This window comes from Gordonia sp. KTR9, assembly GCF_000143885.2.
Taxonomy (GTDB): Bacteria; Actinomycetota; Actinomycetes; order Mycobacteriales; family Mycobacteriaceae; genus Gordonia.
On the sequence record NC_018581.1, the window covers coordinates 863,914 to 887,975 of the forward strand.

Consider the following 24,062-nt stretch of genomic DNA (forward strand, 5'->3'; position numbering starts at 1 on the left):
GTCTGCATCACCATGGCCACCGCAACCAGCAGTTCGGTACTCCTCTCCAGCGACGACCCGGGACGCCTTGCCCGGTGGTATTCGACCGCCTTCCAGGCGCAGATCGAATCGACCGGGGCCGGGGGACCCGGATACGACCATGTGGAACTCGACGGCTTCTTCCTCCTGTTCGACAAACGCGCCGACGTGTCGGGGCCCACCACCGACGGCCCTCGCCGGATCCTCAATGTCGACGTCGACGACCCTCAGGCGACGGCGGCGCGTCTGGACGACCTGGGTGCCGAATGGATCAGTCCCCTCGAGAACCGGGGCGGCAGCTTCCTGGGGACCGTCGCCGACCCCGACGGCAACTGGGTCCAGATCATCCGGCTGTCCGACGAGGAAGAGATCGGGATGGGTCCACCGGCGTCGACGTGCAGCGGCTTCGCGGTCCGCGACCTCGGCTCCACCGAGCGGTTCTACCGCGACGTCCTCGGTATGCGGGTGCTGCGGTACCCGATGGGCATCCTGGGAATCCGGATCCGGCGGCAGGTGACCGTCCTGGCGTATCCGAAGGACGATCACGTCCCCGCGGATTTCACCGTCCTCAACATCGCCGTGTCCGATCTCGAGGCCACGGTGGACCAACTGGTCGGCAAGGGCGTCGAGATGCTCCGGTACGAGGGTTTCGCCCACGATGAGCGGGGGATAGTCCGCGGCGGGGACGACGGGCCCGACATCGCGTGGTTCGCCGATCCGTCGGGCAACATCCTGTCCGCGCTGCAGGTGTGAGCTCGAGGTGGGCGGCATCGGGGGCACTCGGCGGCGCCGTTCGCTCTCGGCGTAGCGGCGGGGGAACACCGCCCCGGCCAGCGCAGTTGTACTGTGCACATCCCCGCCGCATCGGTGGATCCACGCACTCTGCGCAGGCGTTAACTGCAGGTGCACCCGAGACGACCTCTAGAGTGGAAGCAGGCTGGTCGTCGTCTATCCGTACCGGTTGTCCTCCGGGACCTCCGAAGCGGTCCCCGCGGCGGCCGGGGCGCTAGCAATGTGAGGGAGAACAATGTTCGAACGGTTCACCGACCGCGCGCGTCGGGTTGTGGTTCTGGCCCAAGAAGAAGCGCGCATGCTCAACCACAACTACATCGGTACCGAGCACATCCTCCTCGGCCTCATCCACGAGGGCGAGGGCGTGGCCGCCAAGGCGCTGGAGTCGCTCGGGATCTCCCTGGAAGGGGTCCGCAGCCAGGTCGAGGAGATCATCGGCCAGGGTCAGCAGGCGCCGTCGGGGCACATCCCGTTCACCCCGCGTGCCAAGAAGGTGCTGGAGCTCTCGCTGCGCGAGGCCCTGCAGCTCGGCCACAACTACATCGGTACCGAGCACATCCTGCTCGGCCTGATCCGCGAGGGCGAGGGCGTCGCCGCCCAGGTGCTGGTGAAGCTCGGCGCCGACCTCAACCGGGTCCGGCAGCAGGTCATCCAGCTCCTCAGCGGATACCAGGGCAAGGAGCCACAGGAGGCCGGCACCGGCGGACGCAGCAGCGAGTCCGGCACGCCGTCCACCTCGCTGGTCCTCGACCAGTTCGGTCGTAACCTGACCGCCGCCGCCTCGGAGGGCAAGCTCGACCCGGTCATCGGCCGGGAGAAGGAAATCGAGCGTGTCATGCAGGTGCTCAGCCGCCGCACCAAGAACAACCCGGTGCTGATCGGTGAGCCGGGCGTCGGCAAGACCGCCGTCGTCGAGGGCCTGGCGCAGGCGATCGTCAACGGCAAGGTCCCCGAGACCCTCAAGGACAAGCAGCTCTACACCCTCGACCTCGGTTCGCTGGTCGCGGGCAGCCGCTACCGCGGTGACTTCGAGGAACGCCTCAAGAAGGTGCTCAAGGAGATCAACACCCGCGGCGACATCATCCTGTTCATCGACGAGCTGCACACGCTCGTCGGCGCGGGTGCCGCCGAGGGCGCGATCGACGCCGCGAGCATCCTCAAGCCGAAGCTGGCGCGTGGCGAGCTGCAGACCATCGGTGCGACGACCCTCGACGAGTACCGCAAGTACATCGAGAAGGACGCCGCCCTCGAGCGCCGGTTCCAGCCCGTCCAGGTGGGCGAGCCGTCGGTCGAGCACACGATCGAGATCCTCAAGGGTCTGCGCGACCGGTACGAGTCGCACCACCGCGTCTCCATCACCGACGGTGCGCTGGTCGCCGCCGCGACGCTGGCCGACCGCTACATCAACGACCGGTTCCTGCCGGACAAGGCGATCGACCTCATCGACGAGGCCGGTGCGCGCATGCGCATCCGCCGGATGACCGCGCCGCCAGACCTGCGCGAGTTCGACGATCGCATCGCCGACGCGCGCAAGGAGAAGGAAAGCGCGATCGACGCGCAGGACTTCGAGAAGGCCGCCAGCCTCCGCGACAAGGAGAAGCAGCTGGTCGCCGAACGTGCCGAGCGCGAGAAGCAGTGGCGCAGCGGTGACATGGACGTGGTGGCCGAGGTCGACGACGAGCAGATCGCCGAGGTCCTCGGAAACTGGACCGGCATCCCGGTGTTCAAGCTCACCGAGGAGGAGACCACCCGTCTGCTCCGCATGGAGGACGAGCTGCACAAGAGGATCATCGGCCAGGAGGACGCCGTCAAGGCGGTGTCCAAGGCCATCCGTCGCACGCGCGCCGGTCTGAAGGACCCGAAGCGTCCGTCGGGCTCGTTCATCTTCGCCGGCCCGTCCGGTGTCGGTAAGACCGAGCTCTCCAAGGCGCTGGCGAACTTCCTGTTCGGCGAGGACGACGCGCTCATCCAGATCGACATGGGCGAGTTCCACGACCGCTTCACCGCTTCGCGGCTGTTCGGTGCCCCTCCCGGGTACGTCGGCTACGAAGAGGGCGGTCAGCTCACCGAGAAGGTGCGCCGCAAGCCGTTCTCGGTGGTGCTCTTCGACGAGATCGAGAAGGCCCACTCGGAGATCTACAACACGCTGTTGCAGGTCCTCGAGGACGGTCGACTGACCGACGGTCAGGGTCGCACGGTCGACTTCAAGAACACCGTGCTGATCTTCACGTCCAACCTCGGTACCTCGGACATCTCCAAGGCCGTGGGCATGGGCTTCTCGTCGAGCGACGGCACCAAGTCGAACTACGACCGGATGAAGCAGAAGGTCAACGACGAGCTCAAGAAGCACTTCCGCCCCGAGTTCCTCAACCGTATCGACGACATCGTCGTGTTCCACCAGCTCACGCGTGAGGAGATCATCCAGATGGTCGATCTCATGCTGACGCGCGTGGAAGGTGCGCTGAAGAACAAGGACATGGCCCTCGAGGTCACCGACCGCGCGAAGTCGCTGCTGGCCAAGCGCGGGTTCGATCCGGTGCTGGGTGCGCGCCCGCTGCGTCGCACCATCCAGCGCGAGATCGAGGACCAGCTGTCGGAGAAGATCCTGTTCGGCGACATCGCTCCCGGACAGATCGTCCTCGTCGACGTGGAGAACTGGGACGGCGAAGGCGAAGGCGACGACGCCCGATTCGTCTTCACCGGTTCGGAGAAGCCGCGCATGGTTCCCGACGCACCGGTCGAGCTCACCAAGGCCGGCGAGGCCGACGCGAGCTGACATCGTGCCCGTCTGAGCAGATCTGACACAACGGCGGCGTCACCCGAAGAGGGTGGCGCCGCCGTTGTGTTGTGTCTGAAACGGATACCTTTGACACAGCCGACGCGGAGTGTCCCAGCGCCCGATAGCATCACCTCTGTGACGAGCGATACATCAGACGTCGGGCGCAAATCCCGACAAGACCAGCCCACCATCACCGTCGAGCGCGACGGGGAGATCGCGATCTTCCGGCTCAACCGGCCCGACCGGCTCAACGCGTTCACCGTGCAGATGAGGGAGGAGCTCTGCGCCGCATTCGACGAGACCGATGCCGACGACACCGTGCGTGCGGTGGTGCTGACGGGTAACGGCCGCGCGTTCTGTGCCGGCGCCGATCTCGAGGCGGGTGGTGCGACGTTCGATGCCTCGTCGGTGGTGGAGTCCGATGCGGGCCGGGAGCCCGAGATTCCCGCGGACGAGGGCGGCAAACTCACCCTGCGGATGTTCGCCTCGCTCAAACCGATCGTCGTGGCCGTCAACGGCCCGTCGGCCGGGGTCGGGGTGACGATGACCCTGCCCGCCGACGTCCGGATCGCCTCGGAGGACGCGAAGTTCGGGTTCGTCTTCGCCGCACGCGGTCTCGTTCCCGAGGCCGCGTCGAGTTGGTTCCTGCCCCGGCTGGTCGGGTTGCCGACGGCGTTGCGGTGGACGATCGGTGCCAAGATGGTGCAGGCCGACGAGGCTCTCGACCGCGGGCTGATCCAGCAGATCGTCCCCAAGGACCAGGTGCTCGAGACCGCCATCGCCGTCGCGCGCGAGATGACCGCGAACAGTGCGCCCGTCTCGGCGGCACTGACCCGGCAACTGCTCTGGCGGATGGCCGGCGCACCCAGCCCGCTCGACGCTCATCGTGCCGACTCGAAGGCGATCTTCTACCGGGGGCAGTCCGGCGACGTCTATGAAGGCGTCATGTCCTTCCTGGAGAAGCGGCCGGCGACCTACCCCAACACGGTCTCGGCGGATCTGCCCGAGATCTTCTGATCCGCGCGCCTGCTCCCTGCTCAGTCGAGGGTCCCGGCCTGGCGTCCGATCTCGAGCACCACGAAGATCATGACCAGCTGGATGGCGCAGCACCACGCGGCGGCAGGCCAGGCGGGGATTCGCCGTCGGATTCGGCGAACGACGAGCGTCACCGACACCACGAGCAAACCCACCGCCGACACGATGGCCGTGCCGACGGCCACCTCGGTCCAGACCGGATTTCCGCACGCTTCGTAGGCGCAGGCGTCGGTGACGAAGGCGGTCAGGGTCGCGGTCAGGAACGTGATCAGGGCCAGGATTCCCTGGATCAGCCACAGCAGGATCGACACCGACAGGTCACCCGACCGCAGGGGCGGCTGCGGTACGTGGGCGTCGGGCGTCTCGTCGAGGGGCACTCGAAGACGATAGCTCCGGAGACTCTTCGCTCAACGTGCCGTACGGTGAAAAATGCCTGCAAACAGCCCGTGTGAACTGGGTGAACATCCGAACACGCCGGACATAAACGGTGGCAGTGCACCCGGAGCGCGGTTATCGTGGCGACAGAGCATGCCAGACCAACGAGAGGAGGTGACGCAGATGTCGATGGGTGACAAGGCTTTCGCCGGCGAGTGGCGGACCGCCCCATCCGACCGTCCGTGCGGACTGAAATCCGACGGCAGGCCGGGACCGATCACATCACGCGTCACCAGTTCCTGAGGTCATGAACCTCGGTGGTCGGCGCACTCACTCGCCCACGCATCGAGGAGCTGTCATGACCATCTTCGTCACCAACGCCGGACTACAGATACTGGCGCGCGTCACCTGGCGCCGCGCCGCGGTCCTGTTGACCACCGAGGTCGCGCGGAACGTCGAGGGCACCCCGCTGGTTCGCGTCGTCCATTCCCCGACGCTGTCCCTGCCCATCCACAAGGTGGTGGCGATCAGACGAGACGCCTACCGCCCGTTTGCGGGTAAGACGATGGACTCCTACGCGTCCAACGCGACCATCCTGCGGCGCGATCAATGGATCTGCGCCTACTGCGACGGCCCGGCCGACACCGTCGACCACATCGTCCCGGTGTCCCAGGGCGGCCCGAGCACGTTCGGCAATCAGGTCGCGGCGTGTAAGTCCTGCAACGGGTTCAAGGCCAACCGGACGCCGCGCAAGGCGGGGATGGCCCTGCGGCACGCGCCGTTCGTCTACGACCCCTGGGCAGCGGACCAGAAAGAGGTGTGGGAGATGTTCACCCTGCATCCGAAGACCGATTGAGGCTCGACGCCGATCCGTTGCCGACCGTGTGATCACGTCGGCAACGGATCGGCGCCCCGCTCCTTGAGCAGCATGGTCATCAGGCCGATCTCGTCGCCCTGATCGCCGATCATCATGAGTGCCAAATCCTTGGTCGCGGAACCGGTTCGCGCGTCGTTGTAGGCCGCCTGGGCCATCGACATCCCGCCACGGTGGTGCCGGATCATCAACTGCAGGAACAAGATCTCGGCCTCGGTGGGTGGCAGGGTGCTCAGGCGGCCGACCTCGTCGATGCTCGCCATCCCCGGCATCGGCGGGTGGGAGCCGAGTCCGTCGCCGTGGTGGGCGTCCCCGTGACGGGCGTCCCCACCGGCCATCCAGGACATCGGCTCCGCCGCGGTGATCGGGTGGTCGAACCACTGCAGCCAACCTCGCATCGTCGCGCTCTCGGCGGTCTGCGTGTGGACGATCCGGTCGGCGACACCGCGGATCTGCGGCGCGACCCCGGGTACCGCGCCGATCGTCCTCGACAGGAGGATGGCCTGGTCGTGGTGCGCCGACATGTCCTGTGCGAATCCGATGTCGGACACACTCATCGCGGACGAGTCGTGGTCGCGGCCCGCCCACACGGCCCCCACGACGACGCCCATCGTGACCAGCAGTGCCGCGGTCGCGGCGACCACGACGGCGCGCACCAGCAGAACGCCGGGGCGAGAGAAGCTCATCCGATCGTGCTGTTCTGGTCCGGGGGTGGGGTGTACACGGCGGGACTCAGCCGCAACACCTGGAAACCGCCGTCGGAACAGGTGACGCGCAACTCGTTTCCCCGGAACTCGGGCGGGGACATGCACCAGTCGGTCGACATGTCACCGCCGACGACCATTCCGCTACGGGGACCGACCATCTCGTTCAGCCTGACCTTGCCGTTCGCGATCGACATTCCGAGACTGAGGAATTCGACGGCGGGCACACCGAGCAGCGAGCCGACGACATGTGGTGAGTTGGGTGTCTGCAGCAGGGTGGTGCCCGTGCGGGCCGGCGGGTTGTAGTAACCGATCTCGCGGATACGGTCGAGGTCGCGGATGTCGAAGACCCGGATGCCCGACGACTCCCATCCGCAGGCCAGTGCGGTGGGATCGTTCGGCCGGTCGACCGCGCAGTAGTGCGGGTTGCTGCTGAACAGCGAACCGCCGGTCGACGACCGCAGATTGGTGTCGAGGTGCTCGGGGAGGTTGATCTCGAGCTTGATCTGCGCGGTGTACCGGGGTGCGTTCACCTTCGTCACGTCGAAGATCTTGACCCCGCCGGAACCGGCCTCGTCCGCGGTGACGATGTGGGGCCGACCGCGGTAGGTGATCGGGATCGAGTGCTGGTTGAGCTGGCCGTCGGGCCACAGGTACGCGGCGAGGTGGGGGACCTGGGGATGCGGGCGTCTGCGCTGGACGTCGCTGATGTCGAGCACGGTCACCCCCGCCATGTTCGACAGGAACATCCGATTTCCGTCCGGGGAGATGCCGAAGCCGTGTCCGAGGAACGAGTGGAGACCCTGCCAGATCACGCGGGGCGACCGGGGATCGGAGATGTCGATGGCGCTGAGGTGTCCGGGGAACACCCCGGAGGCCCAGTAGGTGCGGCCGTCGGGCGAGAAACCGCCCTCGTGGGAGGTGAACGGTAGCGGCGTCGACGTGCCCGGGCCCTTGTTGAGGAGTCTGGGCCGGGTGCAGTCGGAGATGTCGTAGACGGCGAAGAACCCGCCGCCCCACAGCAGCGGTACCGATGTCGCGGAGAGGAGCTTGCGCTCCTTGTTGACCTTCAGGGTCTCCCAGGTGCCACCGCGCATGGCCGGATCCGTCAGCGACCCGACGACACGCGGCGAGCTCGGGTCCGATGCGTCGATGACCTGAACGCCCGGCGGGTTCACCCAGTTGTTCCCGGGAAACAGGCTGCCGGTGTAGCTGCAGTGCTCGAAGTTCGCCGAGACGATGCCGCCGCCGGCGCCGCGGACACCGCCGAGCCGCGTGACGTTGCAGCGGTAGCCGCGCATGCTGCGGCCGGAGAGGCGATCCTCCGCGCTGACGTCACCCTGCAGACCCGGCTCGGGGAGTGAGCCGGGTCCGCATGCGGCCTGGGGAACCGAGACCTCGGAGATGTCGGGAAAGAGGTGAGTGGCCGCGTCCGCGGGCGCGGCCACGAGCAGAGTGGAGACGAGCGCGGCGCCGGCGGCGAGGCAGGTGACCGCGCGGACTCGTCGCCGCCACCGGCGTCCCGCATGGTCCGCACGTCGCACGTCGATTCGAGCCGGCATCATCGCATCCCCCGATCGTGATCTGAGTCACGCTAGCGGGCGGGATTCGAGGGCACGGCGAAATCGTCGAATCCACCCCACGGCAGTGGCCGGCCCGGGGTCGCCGAGCCGGCCGCTGCACGAGGGGAGTCGCGATCAGACGGCGTCGCCGCCGTCGATGCTGCCGAAGTCGCCGACCTCGACGTTGCCCTCGTCGTCGACGGCGGTGTCGAAGGTGCCGTCGGCATCGGTGTCGGCGACGGCGATGTCGGTGTATCCGTCGGCGTCGGTGTCGGCTTCGATGACGTCGATCTCGCCGTCGGCGTTGGTGTCGTAGGCGATGGAGTCGGCCTGGCCGTCGCCGTCGGTGTCGAGGATGGCGTCGGTGGTGCCGTCACCGTCGACGTCGGTGAGGGCGGCGTCGACGGCTCCGTCGCCGTCGGTGTCGACGAGAACGGCGTCGGCGGGGATCTCGGTGCTCATGGGGTGTGTCCTTCCAAGTGGTGGAGCGCTGGTGTGCAGTGCTTCTGGGCGGTTCATGTACTTGGAGGCGACCCCGGGCCGTAATGTTCCCGGGTTGGCGGGAGTCGTTCGGATGGCCGATCCGACGACCGACTACCGTTTGTCGTATCACTCGACTTCGGAGGTTCACTGTGCAGCAGATCGGCGTCATCGGCGGAGGCACCATGGGTGCGGGCATCGCGGAGGTGTGCGCCAAGGCGGGCAGCGATGTCGTGATCGTGGAGGTCAAGCAGGAGTTCGCCGACGCCGCGCGTGCGCGGGTGGAGAAGTCGCTGGCCAAGGCGGTCAGCAGGAACAAACTCGCCCAGGACGACGCCGACGCCGCACTGGCTCGGCTGCGGGTGACGACCGACTACGCCGACCTCGCCGATCGCGAACTCGTGATCGAGGCGGCCCCCGAGATCGAGGAGCTCAAGCGCGAGATCTTCGCGAACCTCGACGCTGCGACCGGCGCGAACACCATTCTCGCCACCAACACATCGTCGATCCCGATCATCAAGGTGGCGACGGCGACGAAGACTCCCGAGCGGGTCGTCGGCGTGCACTTCTTCAACCCGGTGCCGGTGATGCCACTGGTCGAGATCATCTCCACGCTCACCACCGCACCCGAGACGGCCGACGCCGTGAGTGCGTACGTCACCGACACGCTCGGCAAGACCGCGGTCCGTGCGGGCGACCGGTCCGGGTTCATCGTCAACGCCCTGCTCATCCCGTACCTGTGCCAGGCCATCCGGATGTTCGATTCGGGGTACGCCTCGGCCGAGGACATCGACCTCGCGATGAAGGGTGGCTGCGGATACCCGATGGGTCCGCTCACCCTGGTCGACACCATCGGCCTGGACATCACGCTGTCGGCCGCGGAGTCGCTGTACGAGGAGTTCGCCGAACCCCACTACGCGCCGCCGGCGTTGTTGCGCCGCATGGTCGACGCCGGGCGGCTCGGACGAAAGACGGGCCGCGGCTTCTACTCCTACTGATCTGCCCCGGGCCGATCTGATCCGCCCCCACCGATCTCCCTGCAGATCGACGCCGAACCCCGGCTCACCTCGGAGTGAGCCGGGGTTCGCCGCGTTCGGGGTCGCTCGGCCAGTGCTGTCACCCAGTGCTGTCGACCGGTGCGCAAACAGGCGCTAAGCTGACAGCAAGACAATCAGACAACACGTGTTATCAGAATGGGTGGGGCCATGACGCAGGGTGATCAGCGCATGTCGCGGGCGGAGATGGACAATATCGACAGCAGCTTCTTCGCGCGTTCGCTGCTGACGATGGGGCAGACGATGAGCACGACGAACGTGATCATGCAGCTGTCGAACCCGGCGGTCGGGTACGGGGTCGCCCACAGCAAGGTCGAGAACGGGCGGCTCGATCGGCATCCGGTCAAGCGCGCACGGACCACCGCCTCGTATCTGGCGGTCGCGATGCTGGGCAACGCCGACGACCGGCGCCGTTACCGGCATGCCGTCAACCGGCAGCACGCGCAGGTGCGTTCGGATGCGGACAGTCCGGTGGAGTACAACGCGATGAACACCGACCTGCAGCTCTGGGTCGCGGCCTGCCTCTACTACGGGTGGGAGGACATCTACGAGCGTGTCCACGGACCGCTGCAGGGCGAGGAGCGCGAGAAGTTCTACCAGCAGGGCAAGGTCTGCGGTACGACCCTGCAGATGCCCGCGGAGGCCTGGCCGGCCTCGCGCGATGAGTTCACGACCTACTGGGACGAGCAGGTCTCGCGGATCGAGATCAGTGACGAGATCCGCGACTTCCTGCTCGACATCGCCAACTTCGGCTACGCGCCCGCCCGCATCCAGGAGAAGTACGGTCCGGTCAAGCTCCGCCGGACCATCGGGTATCTGCCGCAGCCGTTCCGCGACGCCCTCCGGGTCGAGTGGACCGACGAGGACCAGGTGTGGTTCGACGCTTACGTCGGCCGGCTCGTCGCCAAGGAACGTCGCACGCCGTTGTGGCTGTCACAGTTGGGTTTTCGGCTCCTGCTGGCCGACGTCCGGCTTCGGGTCCGGACCGGACGGCCACTGGTCTAGGTGAGGACGGCCCCGCTGCGGCGGGTGGCGAGGAGGGCGAGTGTTCCGGCGAGCAGGCAGGCGACGGCTCCGACGGCGAGACCGACACGGGCGTCGAACGTCTCGATGATCGCGCCGACGATCGGCCCCCCGATCGGCGTGGAACCCATGAAGGCCACCGACCACAGTGCCATCACCCGACCCCGCATCCGCGGTTCGGAATTGAGCTGCAAGGTGGCGTTGCCCGTCGACATGAACGTGACGCTGAGCCAGCCGACCCCGAAGAGTGCGCAGATCGCGGTCGGCAGATTCGGCGCGAGGGCGGTCGCCGCGACGGTGACCCCGAAGCCGAAGGCGGCCATCGTGAGTGGGCGCAGGCCGGTGCTCCCGCGGGCCGCGACCACGAGTCCGCCGACGACTGCGCCCACCCCCATCGCCGACGTCATGAAGCCGAGGGCTTCCGGCCCGCCGTCGAACACGAAGTCCGCGGCGGCCGGCAGGGTGACCGGGAAGTTGTAGGTCAGGGTGCCGACGAGCGCCATCGTGGCCAGCGGGATCCACAGCGCGGGGCTGCCCCGGACATAGCGGAGACCTTCGCGCAACTGGCCTTTGGCACGCGGAATCGGTGTCTCCGTGGTGATCTTCGACGAGTCGAGCGCGAGGAGTGAGGCGACCACGGCGACGAAGCTGACGGCGTTGACCGCGAAGCACGCACCGGATCCGACGAGGCCGAGGACCACACCGGCGACCGCCGGACCCACCGCGCGGGCGGCGTTCACCATCACCGAGTTGAGTGTGACCGCGTTGCGGATCAGGTCCTTGCCGACGATCTGGTGAATGAACGCCTGTCGCGCCGGCTGTTCGAAGGCGTGCCCGAGCCCGAGCATCACCGCCAGTACGCCCACGTGCCAGACCTGCACCGCCCCGGTGAGGGTGATGGCAGCCAGCACCGCGGCCAGCAATCCCATCATCGACTGCAGCACGATGAGCAACCGGCGCCGGTCGACCCGGTCGGCGATGACCCCGGCGTACGGACCGATGAGCAGGACGGGTAGCGCCTGGAGGGCGACGATGAGACCCAGGACGGACGCCGATCCGCTCAGCGTCAGGACGAGCCACGCCTGCGCTGTGGCCTGCATCCACGAACCCGTCATCGAGACGGCCATCCCCGCGTAGAAGAGGCGATAGTTGGGGATGCGCAACGACGCGAACATGCTGGCCCGGTCGGGCTCGTCGGGGCGACGACCGCCCGGTTCACGGTCCCGCGGTAGGTCTGCGATCTCGGGAACACGGTCGTCGGTCATCGACGACCATCGTAGGCGCGCCGCGAGATCCGCCCGGCGGGGCACCTCAGGTGTGCGCGCGACCCGGCCGGGCGTGTACATAGGCCTCGACGACCGTGCGCATCACCGGTTTGCCCTCGGCGTTGCGCAGCTCCGCCGACGAGGTGACCAGAGCGCGGTCGCGGTCGTCGAACTCGATCGCGTCGATGACGGTCGAGCCGGTGAGGGTGTCGCCGGGACGCACCGGACGCAGGAATTCCACGTCGCCGAGTCGCTTGCCGGCGATCACCCGCCAATTGTTCAGCACGCCGGTGACATTGAGCTTCTGGTAGATCGACATCGTGTGCAGCCCACTGGCGATCAGTCCCCCGTAGGGGCCCCGTCCGGCGACATCGGGGTCGGTGTGGAAATCCTGCGGATCCCACGCGCGAGCGAAGTCGACGAGTTCGTCCTCGCTGACGAAATGCGCGCCGAATTCGAAGATCTGGCCCACGGACAGGTCATCGGCCCACAAGCGGTCCGATGCGTCGCTCACCTCAGGTCTGCCGCGATCTTCGGCCAGGTGGTCTCGAGGTCGCGTTCCCAGTAACCCCAGGAATGGGTGCCGCTCGGCCGGAAGGTGACCTCGTGCGGCACCTTGAGCGCCCGCATGCGCGAGACCATCTGCTTGGTGCACTCGTTGACCGCGGCCTCGATGATGCCGCCGATGACCATCTGGTTGGCCAGCGTCAGCGGATCGCCTGCGACCAGCGGTGCCTCGAGCCGGTCGAACTGGCCGGGCATCCCGGTCCCGCTGGTCATGTAGACCTTGGTGCCGCGCAGCTTGTCCGCGTGGATGTACGGGTCGTTGTCCCGCCAGCCGGCCGAGTTGACCGGTCCCCACATGTTGGTCAGATTGCCCTGCCCGCGGTCGGCGACGACCATCCGGATGTAGGCCTGTCCCACCGGATCACTGGTGCGGGCGCATCCGCTGTAGGCGGCGGCCGACCGATAGAGCTTGGGTGCGGCGATCGCGAGGTTGAGCACCGACGTGCCGGCCATCGAGATCCCGGCGATCGCGTTGACCTTGGTGGTGTCGAATTCCTTGTCCACCAACGGCGGGAGCTCCTTGGTGAGGAACGTCGTCCACTTGTTGCGGCCGAGCACCGGATCGTCCTGCTGCCAGTCGGTGTAATAGGAGAACGCGCCGCCGATCGGCGTCACGACGTTGACGTCCTTGTCGGAGAAGAACTTCGCGTACTGGGTCTTGGCCGCCCAGGTCGCCGAGTCCTCGCCACCGCCGGCGCCGTTGAGCAGGTAGAGCGTGGGGCGCGACTTGGTGGTGTCCTTGGGGCGCAGGACGTTGACGGGGATGAGCTTGCGCATCGCCGCCGAGTACACGATGAGAGTCGACTGCTGGGCCGAGTCGTGGACCACGGTGTCGATACGGGCGCGATCGGGGTCGGGGGTGGGTTCGGCCAGCGCGGCCGGAGCCCATCCGGCGGTCGCGACCGCCACGGCACAGCCGGCGACGCACAGTCGTCGCAACCAGGAGGATCGCACCTCTAGCCCCTTCTGTTAACAAAATTCTCAGACGTAACAAAGGTAGCCGAGTTGATCGAGTGGTCCCAACCGAGACGATCCGTCGTCACCCAGTTGTGACGTCGTCGGACTGTGGGGAACCCCGGGTTGCTACTTGGCGCGGTCTTTGAGCAGGAGCCGGACGGTCAGCTCGAGTCGGTTGGTGACATCGGTCGCCGATGCGCGACGGGTGAGCCACTGCACCAGGTTCGACATCCACACATCGGAGAGGACGCGAGCGATCGCCAGGTCTTCTTCGGTGGGTTCGCCGTCGTCGACGATGGCGCCGGCGAGGAGCCGGTCGATGATCCCGGCCACCTGGTCGACCTCGGCGGTCGCGGACGCGTCGGCGAACATGAACGCGCGCGTCATGGCCTCGGTCAGAAGAGGATCGCGCTGCATGGCGAACGTGATCATGTCCAGGACGTGGCGGAGGCGGTCGATCGCGGTGTCGCCCCGCAACTGCGAACGATCGACCTTGGACTCGACGCGCTCGAACTCCCGGGCCAGGGCGGTGACGAGCAGGTGGACCTTCGACGGGAAGTAGCGATACAGCGTGCCGACGGCCACATCGGCCTTGTCGGCGACAGTGCGCATCTGCACGGCGTCGTACCCGCCCTTGGACGCCAGCGCGAGGGTGGCGTCGAGGATGCGGCGGCGGCGTTCGCGCTGCGCGGTGGAGCCGGCTTCGGGCGAAGCGGCGGACGCCGCAGCCCCGTTGGGAGCGTCGACCGCGGCGTTGCCGGGTGCAGAACGGGCCATGTGCTCTCGAACATCCTCACGTGTCAACAACGTCTCTGGCGGGTGGATCGCGGGTGGCTACCCGATCCGAGTACACCCATGGCATATTAGAACAGGTTCTAATTATTCGTCACAACTCGACATACAGGGATTGCCAGTGACAATCGCCACGTCTTCCGAGCAGATCGCGGTGCGTGACAGCATCGCGTCCTGGGCGCGCTCCACCAGTGTGACCGACATCGTCCGTTCCGACATCGACAAGCCCCGCGACCAGTGGACGCAACTACTTTCCCAGATCGCCGATCTGGGCGTGTTCGCCGCCGCGGTTCCGGAGGCATCCGACGGCCTCGGTGCGAGCTTCCTGGACGTGGCCGCCATGCTCGAACAGTGCGGGGTCGACCTCGTCCCCGGCCCGCTCGGTCCGACGGTGACGGCGGCGATCGCGCTGGCGGTTCTCCGCGGCGGTTCGCACGAGAGGGACGCCGACCGAGGCGCCGCGCTGTTGCCGGACCTGCTGACCGGATCGGTGCCGGTGGTGACCCCCGCGGCCGGCTACGCCGGGGTGGCCCTCGAGATGTCCGACGGCGAGATCGACCTCGGACTCGTCGGCGGTTACGTCGACGGGTGCGCCGTTCTGGTCGAGTTCGGCACCGCGGATCGGGAGCGGTCCTGGTGGATCGTCCCACCGGGTGCCGGTGTCGCCGACGTCGCGCCGCAGACCCCGCTCGACGGCACCGCGTCGGTCAGCCGCGTCCGCGTGTCCGAGATCGCGGTCGACGACCTGATCGAACTCCGGGACGGGACGTTCGTCGCCGGGCTGCTGTCGGCGACACTCGCCGCGTATCAGAGCGGTGTCACCCGCTGGGCGCTCGACACCGCCGTCGACTACGCGAAGGTCCGCACCCAGTTCGGTGTGCCGATCGGTTCCTTCCAGGCGATCAAACACATCTGTGCAGAGATGTTGTGCCGCAGCGAACGGGTCACCGCGGTCGCGTGGGACGTCGCCCGGGCGGTCGACGACGTACTCGCGGCCGCCTCGGGAGGGGCGGAGACGGGCGGGTCCGCAGACGAACTCGACACCGCGCGTGAGCAACTCGAGATCAGCAGGCTGGCCGCCGACGTCGTGGTGGCCCGCGACCCGGTCGCCAACACCAAGGACTGCGTGCAGGTCCTCGGTGGCATCGGCTTCACCTTCGAGCACGACGCACACCTCTATCTCCGGGCGGCGCTCGCCGCACAGGCGGCGTTGGCGAACGCCTCGGCGCACGCCGCGGCCCTCGCCGGACTCGGACTCGCGGGTACGCGGCGACGTTTCCGCCTCGACCTCTCGCAGGTCGAGGACCGCCGCGACGAGGTCCGGGCGACCGTCGCGGCGATCGCCGATGCCGATCCGGGTGATCGCCGCCGGCTCCTCGCCGAGACCGGCTACCTGACCCCGCACTGGCCGGCACCGCACGGCCTGGGGGCGGATGCGGCGCTGCAGTTGCTGATCGACACGGAACTCGAGTCGGCCGGGATCGAGCGACCCGATCTGGTGATCGGCGCGTGGGCGATCCCGACGATCCTGGAGCACGGCACGGATGCGCAGCGCGAACGGTTCGTCGCGCCGACGCTCGCCGGCGACCTGGTGTGGTGCCAGCTGTTCTCCGAGCCCGAGGCGGGCTCGGACCTGGCCGCGTTGCGGACGCGAGCGGTGCGGGTGGAGGGCGGCTGGCGGCTGGACGGCCAGAAGATCTGGACTTCGCAGGCCCACAACGCGCAGTGGGCGATCTGTCTCGCGCGCACCGATCCCGAGGCGCCGAAGAACAGGGGCATCACGTACTTCCTCGTCGACATGGGTTCGCCCGGCATCGACATCCGTCCGCTGCGTGAGCTCTCCGGGCGAGCCAACTTCAACGAGGTCTTCCTCGACGGCGTCGTCGTACCCGATGACTGTGTCGTCGGCGAGGTCAACGGCGGCTGGCGGCTGGCGCGGACCACGCTCGCGAACGAGCGGGTGGCGATGGGCGGGACCGGTCTCGGCAAGGAGATGGAGTCGCTGCTGTCGCAGGTGCGGTCGATGGAGCGGGCGTTGACCGCCGAGGAGCTCGGTGCGCTCGGCACCCAGCTCGCCGACGCGCATGTCGGCCGGGTTCTCGACGCTCGTGCCGCGACGAGGCAGCTGGCCGGGCTCGACCCCGGCGCGCTGTCGAGTGTGCGCAAACTGATCGGCGTCGAACACCGGCAGTCGGTGCCCGATCTGGCGTTGCGGCTCCTGGGGGTGGCCGGTCTGGCGGCGTCCGAGGCGTCCGACGCGGTCCTGCAGAACCGCTGCCTGTCCATCGCGGGCGGGACGACTCAGATCCTGCGCACGGCCGCAGCGGAACGCATTCTCGGTTTGCCCCGGGCCTGACTGCCCCCGAAAGTCCCGAAACCGCAGATAAGCGCCGATTCCGACACTCTTGCGCGCGGACTCTGATACAACTAGAACAGGTTCTAGTTCTTGACGGGTTCATGGTGAGGGAGGCACAGGGTGGACTTTGCCCTGGACGGCACGGCGATCGCGGTTCGCGACGTCGCCGAGGACGTGTTCGCACGACGACAGCCCGACTGGGAGTCGACGTTCGGTGGTCGCGATTCCGACGGCACGGGTACGACGCGAGGCGGGTTCGAGGCCGACGGCTGGCAGGCGCTCGTCGACGCCGGACTGCTCGCGCTGCCGCTGCCGGCCGCACTCGACGGTGACGACGTCGACGAATCGGGTCTGCTCCCGTTGTTCCGCCGGATGGGACGCGCCGCGGCCGTGACGCCCGCTCTCGGTTCGCTGACCGCGGCCCTTGTCTTCGCGAAGGCCGACGCCCAGACGGGCGAGGGATCGGCGTGGTCGCGGTTCGGGGGCTCGCTCACCGGCGGAAGCTGGGTCTCGGTCGCGATCGGCGAACACGGCGACGCCCTGACCGCCACCCCGCGGACCTCCGTCCGCGACGGTCGGCTCACCGGGACGAAGGTCGGCGTGCTGCACGCCGATGGTGCCTCGCTGTTCCTCGTGGCCGCCGACGCGGGCGTCGTGGCCGTGTCGCCGGGCGCCGACGGGGTCGCCGTCACGCGTACGCCGACCTCGAGCGGCTGGGGCGAGTACACGGTGACCTTCGACGACGTACCCGTCGACGACGCCGACATCGTGGTTCGCGATCTCGCGATCCTCCGCGACCGGTATCGCCTCGCGCTGTGCGCCTATGCGGACGGCCTGGTCGCCGGCGCCACCCGCCTGACCGCGGATCACGTCTCCACCCGCGAACAGTTCGGCAAGCCGATCGCCCTGTTCCAGGCGGTGGGCCAGCAACTGGCCGACATCTACGTCGTCGGGCGGTCGATGGAACTGGCGACCACCGCCGCGGCCTGGCGACTGTCCGAGGGACTCGACGCGTCGACCGATCTCGCGATCGCCGCCTACTGGCTGGCCGAGGAGATCCCGCCGACCACCCGGACGATGACCCACCTGCACGGCGGGATCGGCGTCGACATCACCTATCCGCTCCATCGCTACTTCTCGCTCACCAAGGATCTGGCGCGGCTGGTGGGCGGTGCACACGTGCGGCTCGACGAACTCGCCGACATCACCGACGTCCCCGCCGACGACACCCGTATCGCAGAGGTGCCCGATGTTCATTGATCTCACCCCGGAACAGCGCGCGCTGCGCGCCGAACTGCGCGAGTACTTCGCCGACCTGGTCACCCCCGACGAGGCGGCGGTGATGCTCACCGAACGCCACGGACCGACCTATCGCAAGGTCATCAAGCGGATGGGTGACGACGGCTGGCTGGGAGTCGGTTGGCCGAAGGAGTTCGGCGGCAAGGGCTTCGGTGAGATCGAACAGCAGATCTTCACCAACGAGGCCGTGCGCGCCGACGTCCCACTGCCGTCGGTGACGCTGCAGACCGTCGGGCCGACGCTTCAGGTCCACGGCACCGAGCAGCAGAAGCAGAAGTTCCTGCCCGCGATCCTCGCCGGCGACGTGCATTTCGCGATCGGTTACACCGAGCCCGAGGCGGGGACGGACCTCGCCTCGCTGGCCACGACCGCCGTCCGCGACGGCGATCACTACATCGTCAACGGGCAGAAGATCTTCACCACCGGTGGCCACGACGCCGACTACATCTGGCTCGCCGTGCGGACCGACCGGGATGCACCCAAGCACAAGGGCATCTCGATCCTCATCGTCGACACCTCCGACCCCGGTTTCACCTGGACGCCGATCATCACCGCCGACGGCGCCCACCACGTGAATGCCACCTACTACCAAGATGTTCGGGTACCGGTGTCGATGCGCGTCGGTGAGGAGGGCGGCGGTTGGAAACTGATCACGACGCAGCTCAACCACGAGCGCGTCATGCTCGGTCCCGCCGGCCGCATCGACGGTCTCGCGGCGCGGGTGCGTGCCTGGGCGCAGCGACCGGGCCCCGACGGAACGGTCATCGCCAAGCATCCGGACGTCCGCCGCGCGCTCGCCACCATCGACGCCTACGGACGAATCAACGAGTTGCTCAACTGGCAGGTGGCCGCGACCGGTGAGGCCATCTCGATGGCCGATGCGGCTGCGACCAAGGTGTTCTCGACCGAGCGCATCCAGACCGTCTGCCGGATGGTCGACGAGATCGTGGGCCGCTACGGCGATTTCACCGATCCCGAGACCGCGGCGCTGGTGAACTGGCTCGACGTGCAGCAGAAGCGGCACGTGGTCATCACGTTCGGCGGCGGGGTCAACGAGGTCATGCGCGACATGATCGCGACCGCCGGTCTCGGACTCCCGCGGGCCAAGCGGTGAGCGCGCCCGAACTCGCCCGCGACGGCGTCGTCGGAGACGAGGCGATCCGAGCCGCCGCGCAGGAGATCATCGACGCCGGACCGAGCTCGCCGGTCGCCGGCCGGGACCCGATCAACCAGCCCATGATCAACAACTGGGTGGAGGCGATGGGGGACACCAACCCCGTCTACACCGATGCCCACGCCGCCCGGGACGCCGGGCATCCCGGCATCGTCGCGCCGCCCGCGATGGCACAGGTGTGGACGATGCGGGGCCTGCACGGGGTGCGGACGGCCGACGACCCGCTGGGTCGCGCGAGCGAACTCTTCGACGAGGCCGGCTTCACCTCGGTGGTGGCGACCAACTGCGACACCGTCTACCACCGCTACACCCGGCCGGGCGAAGAGGTCGCGCTGTCGGCCGAACTCGTCGAGGTGGTGGGGCCGAAGAACACCGCCCTCGGCGAGGGCTGGTTCTTCACCACCCGGAACGTCTGGTCGGTCGGAGGTGAGACCGGGGAGCGCGAGGTCGTCGCCGAGATGCGTTTCCGCATCCTGAAGTTCCGACCCGCTGCACAGAAGGCCACGCCCGAGCAGGTGCCGGCGGCCGCGACACCCGACGACCTGGACCCGGCGCGGCTGCTCAGACCCAGCGCGTCCCGGGACACCGCCTTCTTCTGGGAGGGGGTGGCCGCGCACGAACTGCGCATCCAACGGGACGGCGACGGCGCACTGCGGCACCCGCCGGTGCCGGCGACCTGGAAACCGCGCGAGGCCGACGGAACCGTGCCGCCGACGGATTATGTGGTCGCGGCCGGTACCGGCGTCGTCTACAGCTACGTCGTCCACCGCGCGCCGCAGGTGCCCGGCCGCCGGTTGCCGTTCGTGGTGGCGCTCGTCGAACTCGACGAGGGGGTTCGGATGCTCGGCGAACTCCGGGGCGTGGAGCCGGACGACGTGTCGATCGGCATGCGCGTGCGCGCAACCTATCTGGACTTCCCGGCCGACGAGGCGGCCGGGACCGCTGCGTGGACCCTGCACGCGTGGGAACCGGCCACGACCACGGAAGGGGAATCCGCATGACGAGCGTTGCCGCACACCCCGCGGCCGTCGGAACGACGCTGCCGCCGTTGACGATCGAGGCGACACCCACGTTCGTGGTGGCGACCGCGCTGGCCACGCGCGATTTCCAGGACGTGCACCACGATCGCGACCTCGCGCAGGCGAAGGGGTCCAAGGACATCTTCGTCAACATCCTCACCGACACCGGGCTGGTGGAGCGGTTCGTCACCGACTGGGCCGGTCCGTCTGCCAGAATCCGTTCCATCGCACTGAAACTCGGCGTCCCCTGGTATGCCTATGACACCGTCACCTTCACCGGCGAGGTCACCGAGGTCGATGCCGGAGTGATCACGGTCGCCGTGACCGGGAGCAATTCGCTCGGCAAGCACGTGATCTCGACGGTCACGCTGAGCGTCGACGATGCGGCTGCCTCCACGAGCCGAGGGGAGGACGTCTGATGGGGTCGCTGTCCGGGCAGGCCGCGATCGCCGGGATCGGTGCCACCGAGTTCTCCAAGGATTCCGGACGCAGCGAGCTGCGGCTCGCCGCGGAGGCGGTGTCGGCGGCGATCGCCGACGCCGGCCTCACACCCGCCGACGTCGACGGTCTCGTCACGTTCACGATGGACACCAACAGCGAGATCTCGGTCGCCCGGGCCGTGGGTATCGGAGACCTGACGTACTTCTCGCGGATCCACTACGGCGGAGGTGCGGCGTGTGCCACGGTCCAGCAGGCCGCGATGGCGGTGGCCACGGGCGTCGCCGATGTCGTGGTGGCCTACCGTGCCTTCAACGAGCGGTCCGGATTGCGCTTCGGACAAGTGAATTCGGCGGTGGCGAACCAGGAGAACTCCTCGGGTACCGAGAACGCCTTCACCTATCCGCACGGACTGTCCACCCCCGCCGCGTTCGTCGCGATGATCGCCCAGCGCTACATGCACGACTTCGGGGCCACCAGTGAGGATTTCGGTCGTATCGCCGTCGTGGACCGCAAGCACGCGGCGGTGAACCCGGACGCGTTCTTCTATGACAAGCCGATCACTCTGGAGGATCACCAGAACTCGCGCTACATCGCCGAGCCGTTGCATCTGCTCGACTGCTGCCAGGAATCCGACGGCGGTGTCGCACTGGTCATCGTGTCGGCCGAACGTGCGAAGGACCTGCCGCACAAGCCCGCCGTGATCGCGGCCGCCGCGGCCGGTAGTGCCGCCGATCAGTACATCATGACCAGCTATTACCGGCAGGAGCTGGCGGGTCTGCCGGAGATGGGTCTCGTCGGCCGTCAGCTGTGGTCGCAGTCGGGCCTGCGTCCCGACGACATGGACATGGCGATCCTCTACGACCACTTCACGCCGTACACACTCCTGCAGCTCGAGGAACTCGGATTCTGCGGGCGGGGCGAGGCCAAGGACTTCGTCCGGGAACCGGGAGCCCTCGAGGTCGGTGGCCGGCTGCCGCTGAACACGCACGGTGGCCAGCTGGGCGAGGCCTACATCCACGGGATGAACGGGATCGCCGAAGGGGTCCGACAGATCCGCGGGACCTCGGTCAACCAGGTCGGCGGCGCCGAGAAGGTTGTCGTGACCGCGGGGACCGGTGTTCCCACAAGCGGATTGGTGCTGACCGCATGACGCGCACCGATTCAATGCTCTTCCACTCGATCCACCCACTCCGTATGACCAAGGAGCGCGCACGATGAAGTTCAACCTCGCCGATGTCTTCGAGACCGTGGCCGACTCGGTGCCCGAGCGGATCGCGCTCAGCTACCAGGGTCGCCAGATCAGCTACGCCGAACTCGACACCCTCTCCAACCAGGTGGCACATCTGTTCGCCGGCGCGGGGATCGGCGCGTTCGACAACGTCGCCCTGTTCCTGAAGAACAGCATCGAGCACGTGACGAGCCTGCTGGGGCTGCTGAAGGTCCGTGCCGTACCGGTCAATGTGAACTACCGCTACACCAACGCCGAACTGCAGTACATCTTCGACAACTCCGACTCCCGCGCGATCATCGTCGAACTGCCCGAGCATCAGCGCAGTGTGGCGGCACTTCTCGTCGAGACGCCCACCGTGCGTACGGTCTTCGTCATCGGTGACGTCGTGGAGGAACTGCGTGCGGCAGCTGCCGACCTCCCCGACGGTCGCGTCGTCGAGATCGTGTCCTTCGCCGATGCGGAATCCACACCGGACGGCCGGGACTTCGAGCCGCGCAACGGCGAGGAGCTGTACCTGCTCTACACCGGCGGCACCACGGGGTACCCGAAGGGCGTCATGTGGCAGCACGACGACTTCTTCCGCAAGCCGCTCTCCGGCGGGAACCCGTACGGAGAGGCCCGCCGGGATCTGGAGGAGATCGGCACGGCGGTCAAGGATTTCCCGCCCATCGCGTTCCTGCTCGCGGCCCCGCTCATGCACGGGGCGGCGTCGTACTCGCTCTTCACGTTCTTCACCCTCGGCGGACGCCTGGTCATCCAGCGGGATTTCGATCCCGAGGCCATCGTCACCGAGATCGAGAAGGAGAAGGTGAACATCGTCCTCATCGTCGGCGACGCCATGGGCATGCCCCTCGTCGAGGAGCTCGAGAAGCGCAAGGACGCCGTCGACCTGTCGTCGATATTCTCGATCACCTCCGGCGGTGCGATCTGGTCCCAGCACGTGCGTGACCGCATGCTCGCGGTGAAGCCGGATCTGGTGCTGCGCGACAACTTCGGGGCGTCGGAGTCGGGGAACGACGGCGAGATCATGATGGACGAGAACGGGAACCTGAAGGTCCCGCCGACCGACCGGATGATGGTGGTGGACGAGCGCCACAACAAGATCGAGCCCGGCTCGGGGGAGGTCGGCTACATCGCGCGCATCGGCAACGTCCCGCTCGGCTATTACAAGGACGAGGAGAAGACGGCGAAAACGTTCCCGACGCTGGCCGACGGAACCCGGATCTCGATCCTGGGCGACATGGGCACGGTGGAGGCCGACGGGTCGATCGTCTTTCTCGGACGTGGCTCCCAGTGCATCAACACCGGTGGTGAGAAGGTCTACGCCGAGGAGGTCGAGGCCGCGCTGCACGGGCACCCCGCGATCGCCGACGCGCTGGTGGTCCCGGTTCCCGACGAGAAGTACGGGCAGCGCGTCGCCGCGGTCATCGCGGTCGCCGAGGGGTCCGACGAGCCGTCGCTCGAGGAGATCCAGGACCACTGCCGGGAGAGCCTGGCCCGCTACAAGGTGCCGCGTACCGTCGTCTTCGTCGACGAGGTCAAGCGGACCCCGGCCGGCAAGGCCGACTATCGCTGGGCCAAGGCCGCGGCGGCGGCACACGAGACCGCCGCGGTCTGATCAGCCCTCGAGTGCGAGGCGCACTCCGAGCCCGATCAACGCGACTCCGCCGATCGCTTCGACGCGACGGCGGATTCGTGCGCTCTGGAGCCAACCCGCGATGCGGCCGGCCGCGCCCACCAGCACGGTGAAGTACGCCGCGGTGAGCGCGATGTAGGTGGCCCCCAGCCCGAGGGTCGTCCATCCCGTCGAGTACCCGTCCGGCACGAAGCCGGGCAGGAGACTGATGAACAGGATGCCGATCTTCGGGTTGAGCATGTTGGTGAGCAATCCGGCGGTGAAGCCCGAGAACAGCAGCCCGGCCCTTCGGTCGGCCGGTGGCGTGGTGGCCTCCTGAGCGGCCGCGAGGTCGGGTGCGGCCCGCAGCAACGCGCGGACCGAGCTGATGCCCATCCACACGAGATAACAGGCTCCGATGATCTTGAGGACCTCGTAACCGGTCTGGCTGGCCTGCAGCAGCGCCGACAGGCCGAGCACGGCCGCGGTGACCCAGACCATCAGACCGCACACGACCCCGGCGGCGGTGCGCATCGCCTCTCCGCGTCCTCCGCGTACCACTCCGCGCAGAACCACCAGCGTGTCCGGACCCGGCAGCAGCACGATCAGCGTCGCGGTGACGACGAAGGATACGAGCGCGGTGAGCATG

Annotated in this window: 22 protein-coding genes; 13 read left to right on the forward strand and 9 right to left on the reverse strand. The window is 67.9% G+C overall.

Annotated features, from left to right (window positions below):
- Window positions 1–12: 12 nt before the first annotated feature.
- From KTR9_RS04695 to KTR9_RS04705, 3 genes are all read left to right on the forward strand, one after another.
- Complete coding sequence (locus KTR9_RS04695) at window positions 13–771, forward strand: VOC family protein (protein WP_014925445.1); 759 nt, start codon at window positions 13–15, stop codon at window positions 769–771.
- Window positions 772–1,045: 274 nt separating this feature from the next.
- On the forward strand, window positions 1,046–3,586 hold the full coding sequence (locus KTR9_RS04700) for an ATP-dependent Clp protease ATP-binding subunit (protein WP_014925446.1): 2,541 nt from the start codon (window positions 1,046–1,048) through the stop codon (window positions 3,584–3,586).
- A 138-nt stretch (window positions 3,587–3,724) separates the two neighbouring features.
- Window positions 3,725–4,606, forward strand: a complete 882-nt coding sequence (locus KTR9_RS04705) for an enoyl-CoA hydratase-related protein (protein WP_044505881.1) — start codon at window positions 3,725–3,727, stop codon at window positions 4,604–4,606.
- A gap of 20 nt (window positions 4,607–4,626) precedes the next feature.
- On the opposite strand, the gene KTR9_RS04710 is transcribed toward KTR9_RS04705, so the two are convergent.
- Window positions 4,627–5,001, reverse strand: a complete 375-nt coding sequence (locus KTR9_RS04710) for a hypothetical protein (RefSeq protein WP_044505883.1) — start codon at window positions 4,999–5,001, stop codon at window positions 4,627–4,629.
- A gap of 356 nt (window positions 5,002–5,357) precedes the next feature.
- Between KTR9_RS04710 and KTR9_RS04715 the strand changes: the two genes are divergently transcribed.
- Window positions 5,358–5,855, forward strand: a complete 498-nt coding sequence (locus KTR9_RS04715) for an HNH endonuclease (protein WP_010844217.1) — start codon at window positions 5,358–5,360, stop codon at window positions 5,853–5,855.
- 32 nt (window positions 5,856–5,887) lie between these two features.
- On the opposite strand, the gene KTR9_RS04720 is transcribed toward KTR9_RS04715, so the two are convergent.
- The 3 genes from KTR9_RS04720 to KTR9_RS04730 form a co-directional block, all read right to left on the reverse strand.
- Window positions 5,888–6,559, reverse strand: a complete 672-nt coding sequence (locus tag KTR9_RS04720) for a DUF305 domain-containing protein (RefSeq protein WP_014925449.1) — start codon at window positions 6,557–6,559, stop codon at window positions 5,888–5,890.
- Window positions 6,556–8,142, reverse strand: a complete 1,587-nt coding sequence (locus KTR9_RS04725; RefSeq protein ID WP_014925450.1) for an LVIVD repeat-containing protein — start codon at window positions 8,140–8,142, stop codon at window positions 6,556–6,558. The genes KTR9_RS04720 and KTR9_RS04725 overlap by 4 nt, the downstream gene beginning before the upstream one ends.
- A 132-nt stretch (window positions 8,143–8,274) precedes the next feature.
- Window positions 8,275–8,601 carry a hypothetical protein gene (locus KTR9_RS04730; protein WP_014925451.1) on the reverse strand — a complete coding sequence of 109 codons (327 nt, stop codon included), beginning with the start codon at window positions 8,599–8,601 and terminating at the stop codon, window positions 8,275–8,277.
- 170 nt (window positions 8,602–8,771) lie between these two features.
- Between KTR9_RS04730 and KTR9_RS04735 the strand changes: the two genes are divergently transcribed.
- Together KTR9_RS04735 and KTR9_RS04740 are read left to right on the forward strand one after the other, a co-directional pair.
- Complete coding sequence (locus KTR9_RS04735; protein ID WP_014925452.1) at window positions 8,772–9,617, forward strand: 3-hydroxybutyryl-CoA dehydrogenase; 846 nt, start codon at window positions 8,772–8,774, stop codon at window positions 9,615–9,617.
- Window positions 9,618–9,812: 195 nt separating this feature from the next.
- Window positions 9,813–10,679 carry an oxygenase MpaB family protein gene (locus KTR9_RS04740; RefSeq protein ID WP_044505889.1) on the forward strand — a complete coding sequence of 289 codons (867 nt, stop codon included), beginning with the start codon at window positions 9,813–9,815 and terminating at the stop codon, window positions 10,677–10,679.
- Here KTR9_RS04740 and KTR9_RS04745 read toward each other — a convergent pair.
- The 4 genes from KTR9_RS04745 to kstR all read right to left on the reverse strand — a co-directional run bounded on the left by KTR9_RS04745 (window position 10,676) and on the right by kstR (window position 14,263).
- On the reverse strand, window positions 10,676–11,962 hold the full coding sequence (locus KTR9_RS04745; protein WP_014925454.1) for an MFS transporter: 1,287 nt from the start codon (window positions 11,960–11,962) through the stop codon (window positions 10,676–10,678). The genes KTR9_RS04740 and KTR9_RS04745 overlap by 4 nt on opposite strands.
- A gap of 46 nt (window positions 11,963–12,008) precedes the next feature.
- Window positions 12,009–12,476 (reverse strand): MaoC/PaaZ C-terminal domain-containing protein, encoded by a 468-nt coding sequence (locus KTR9_RS04750; RefSeq protein ID WP_014925455.1) that lies wholly within the window; start codon window positions 12,474–12,476, stop codon window positions 12,009–12,011.
- Window positions 12,473–13,483 carry an alpha/beta hydrolase gene (locus KTR9_RS04755; protein WP_014925456.1) on the reverse strand — a complete coding sequence of 337 codons (1,011 nt, stop codon included), beginning with the start codon at window positions 13,481–13,483 and terminating at the stop codon, window positions 12,473–12,475. The genes KTR9_RS04750 and KTR9_RS04755 overlap by 4 nt, the downstream gene beginning before the upstream one ends.
- Before the next feature lie 129 nt (window positions 13,484–13,612).
- Window positions 13,613–14,263, reverse strand: a complete 651-nt coding sequence (gene kstR, locus KTR9_RS04760; RefSeq protein WP_010842157.1) for a cholesterol catabolism transcriptional regulator KstR — start codon at window positions 14,261–14,263, stop codon at window positions 13,613–13,615.
- A 136-nt stretch (window positions 14,264–14,399) separates the two neighbouring features.
- Between kstR and KTR9_RS04765 the strand changes: the two genes are divergently transcribed.
- The 7 genes from KTR9_RS04765 to KTR9_RS04795 all read left to right on the forward strand — a co-directional run bounded on the left by KTR9_RS04765 (window position 14,400) and on the right by KTR9_RS04795 (window position 23,416).
- A complete protein-coding gene (locus tag KTR9_RS04765) occupies window positions 14,400–16,634 on the forward strand; it encodes an acyl-CoA dehydrogenase (RefSeq protein ID WP_014928734.1) in 2,235 nt (744 codons plus the stop codon).
- Window positions 16,635–16,754: 120 nt separating this feature from the next.
- Window positions 16,755–17,894, forward strand: a complete 1,140-nt coding sequence (locus KTR9_RS04770; RefSeq protein WP_014928735.1) for an acyl-CoA dehydrogenase family protein — start codon at window positions 16,755–16,757, stop codon at window positions 17,892–17,894.
- A complete protein-coding gene (locus KTR9_RS04775; RefSeq protein ID WP_014928736.1) occupies window positions 17,884–19,047 on the forward strand; it encodes an acyl-CoA dehydrogenase family protein in 1,164 nt (387 codons plus the stop codon). The genes KTR9_RS04770 and KTR9_RS04775 overlap by 11 nt, the downstream gene beginning before the upstream one ends.
- Window positions 19,044–20,108, forward strand: a complete 1,065-nt coding sequence (locus tag KTR9_RS04780; RefSeq protein WP_014928737.1) for a bifunctional MaoC family dehydratase N-terminal/OB-fold nucleic acid binding domain-containing protein — start codon at window positions 19,044–19,046, stop codon at window positions 20,106–20,108. Before KTR9_RS04775 ends, KTR9_RS04780 begins: the two co-directional genes overlap by 4 nt.
- The gene (locus tag KTR9_RS04785) at window positions 20,105–20,545 is read left to right on the forward strand and encodes a MaoC family dehydratase (protein ID WP_014928738.1); all 441 of its coding nucleotides are present in this window, start codon (window positions 20,105–20,107) and stop codon (window positions 20,543–20,545) included. The genes KTR9_RS04780 and KTR9_RS04785 overlap by 4 nt, the downstream gene beginning before the upstream one ends.
- Window positions 20,545–21,717 (forward strand): lipid-transfer protein, encoded by a 1,173-nt coding sequence (locus KTR9_RS04790; protein ID WP_014928739.1) that lies wholly within the window; start codon window positions 20,545–20,547, stop codon window positions 21,715–21,717. Before KTR9_RS04785 ends, KTR9_RS04790 begins: the two co-directional genes overlap by 1 nt.
- Window positions 21,718–21,781: 64 nt before the next feature.
- A complete protein-coding gene (locus KTR9_RS04795) occupies window positions 21,782–23,416 on the forward strand; it encodes an acyl-CoA synthetase (RefSeq protein ID WP_014925457.1) in 1,635 nt (544 codons plus the stop codon).
- On the opposite strand, the gene KTR9_RS04800 is transcribed toward KTR9_RS04795, so the two are convergent.
- The gene (locus tag KTR9_RS04800; protein WP_044505899.1) at window positions 23,417–24,061 is read right to left on the reverse strand and encodes a LysE family translocator; all 645 of its coding nucleotides are present in this window, start codon (window positions 24,059–24,061) and stop codon (window positions 23,417–23,419) included. It abuts the gene before it with no gap.
- Window position 24,062: the final 1 nt, after the last annotated feature.

Bases quoted from the DNA above. Each gene is read 5' to 3' on its own strand.
- KTR9_RS04800 (WP_044505899.1), bottom strand. From the start codon at position 24,061: ATGCTCACCGCGCTCGTATCCTTCGTCGTCACCGCGACGCTGATCGTG.
- KTR9_RS04785 (WP_014928738.1), top strand. From the start codon at position 20,105: ATGACGAGCGTTGCCGCACACCCCGCGGCCGTCGGAACGACGCTGCCG.
- KTR9_RS04730 (WP_014925451.1), bottom strand. From the start codon at position 8,601: ATGAGCACCGAGATCCCCGCCGACGCCGTTCTCGTCGACACCGACGGC.
- KTR9_RS04715 (WP_010844217.1), top strand. From the start codon at position 5,358: ATGACCATCTTCGTCACCAACGCCGGACTACAGATACTGGCGCGCGTC.
- KTR9_RS04745 (WP_014925454.1), bottom strand. From the start codon at position 11,962: ATGACCGACGACCGTGTTCCCGAGATCGCAGACCTACCGCGGGACCGT.
- KTR9_RS04775 (WP_014928736.1), top strand. From the start codon at position 17,884: ATGTTCATTGATCTCACCCCGGAACAGCGCGCGCTGCGCGCCGAACTG.
- kstR (WP_010842157.1), bottom strand. From the start codon at position 14,263: ATGGCCCGTTCTGCACCCGGCAACGCCGCGGTCGACGCTCCCAACGGG.
- KTR9_RS04695 (WP_014925445.1), top strand. From the start codon at position 13: ATGGCCACCGCAACCAGCAGTTCGGTACTCCTCTCCAGCGACGACCCG.
- KTR9_RS04740 (WP_044505889.1), top strand. From the start codon at position 9,813: ATGGGTGGGGCCATGACGCAGGGTGATCAGCGCATGTCGCGGGCGGAG.
- KTR9_RS04725 (WP_014925450.1), bottom strand. From the start codon at position 8,142: ATGATGCCGGCTCGAATCGACGTGCGACGTGCGGACCATGCGGGACGC.
- KTR9_RS04795 (WP_014925457.1), top strand. From the start codon at position 21,782: ATGAAGTTCAACCTCGCCGATGTCTTCGAGACCGTGGCCGACTCGGTG.
- KTR9_RS04700 (WP_014925446.1), top strand. From the start codon at position 1,046: ATGTTCGAACGGTTCACCGACCGCGCGCGTCGGGTTGTGGTTCTGGCC.
- KTR9_RS04720 (WP_014925449.1), bottom strand. From the start codon at position 6,559: ATGAGCTTCTCTCGCCCCGGCGTTCTGCTGGTGCGCGCCGTCGTGGTC.
- KTR9_RS04790 (WP_014928739.1), top strand. From the start codon at position 20,545: ATGGGGTCGCTGTCCGGGCAGGCCGCGATCGCCGGGATCGGTGCCACC.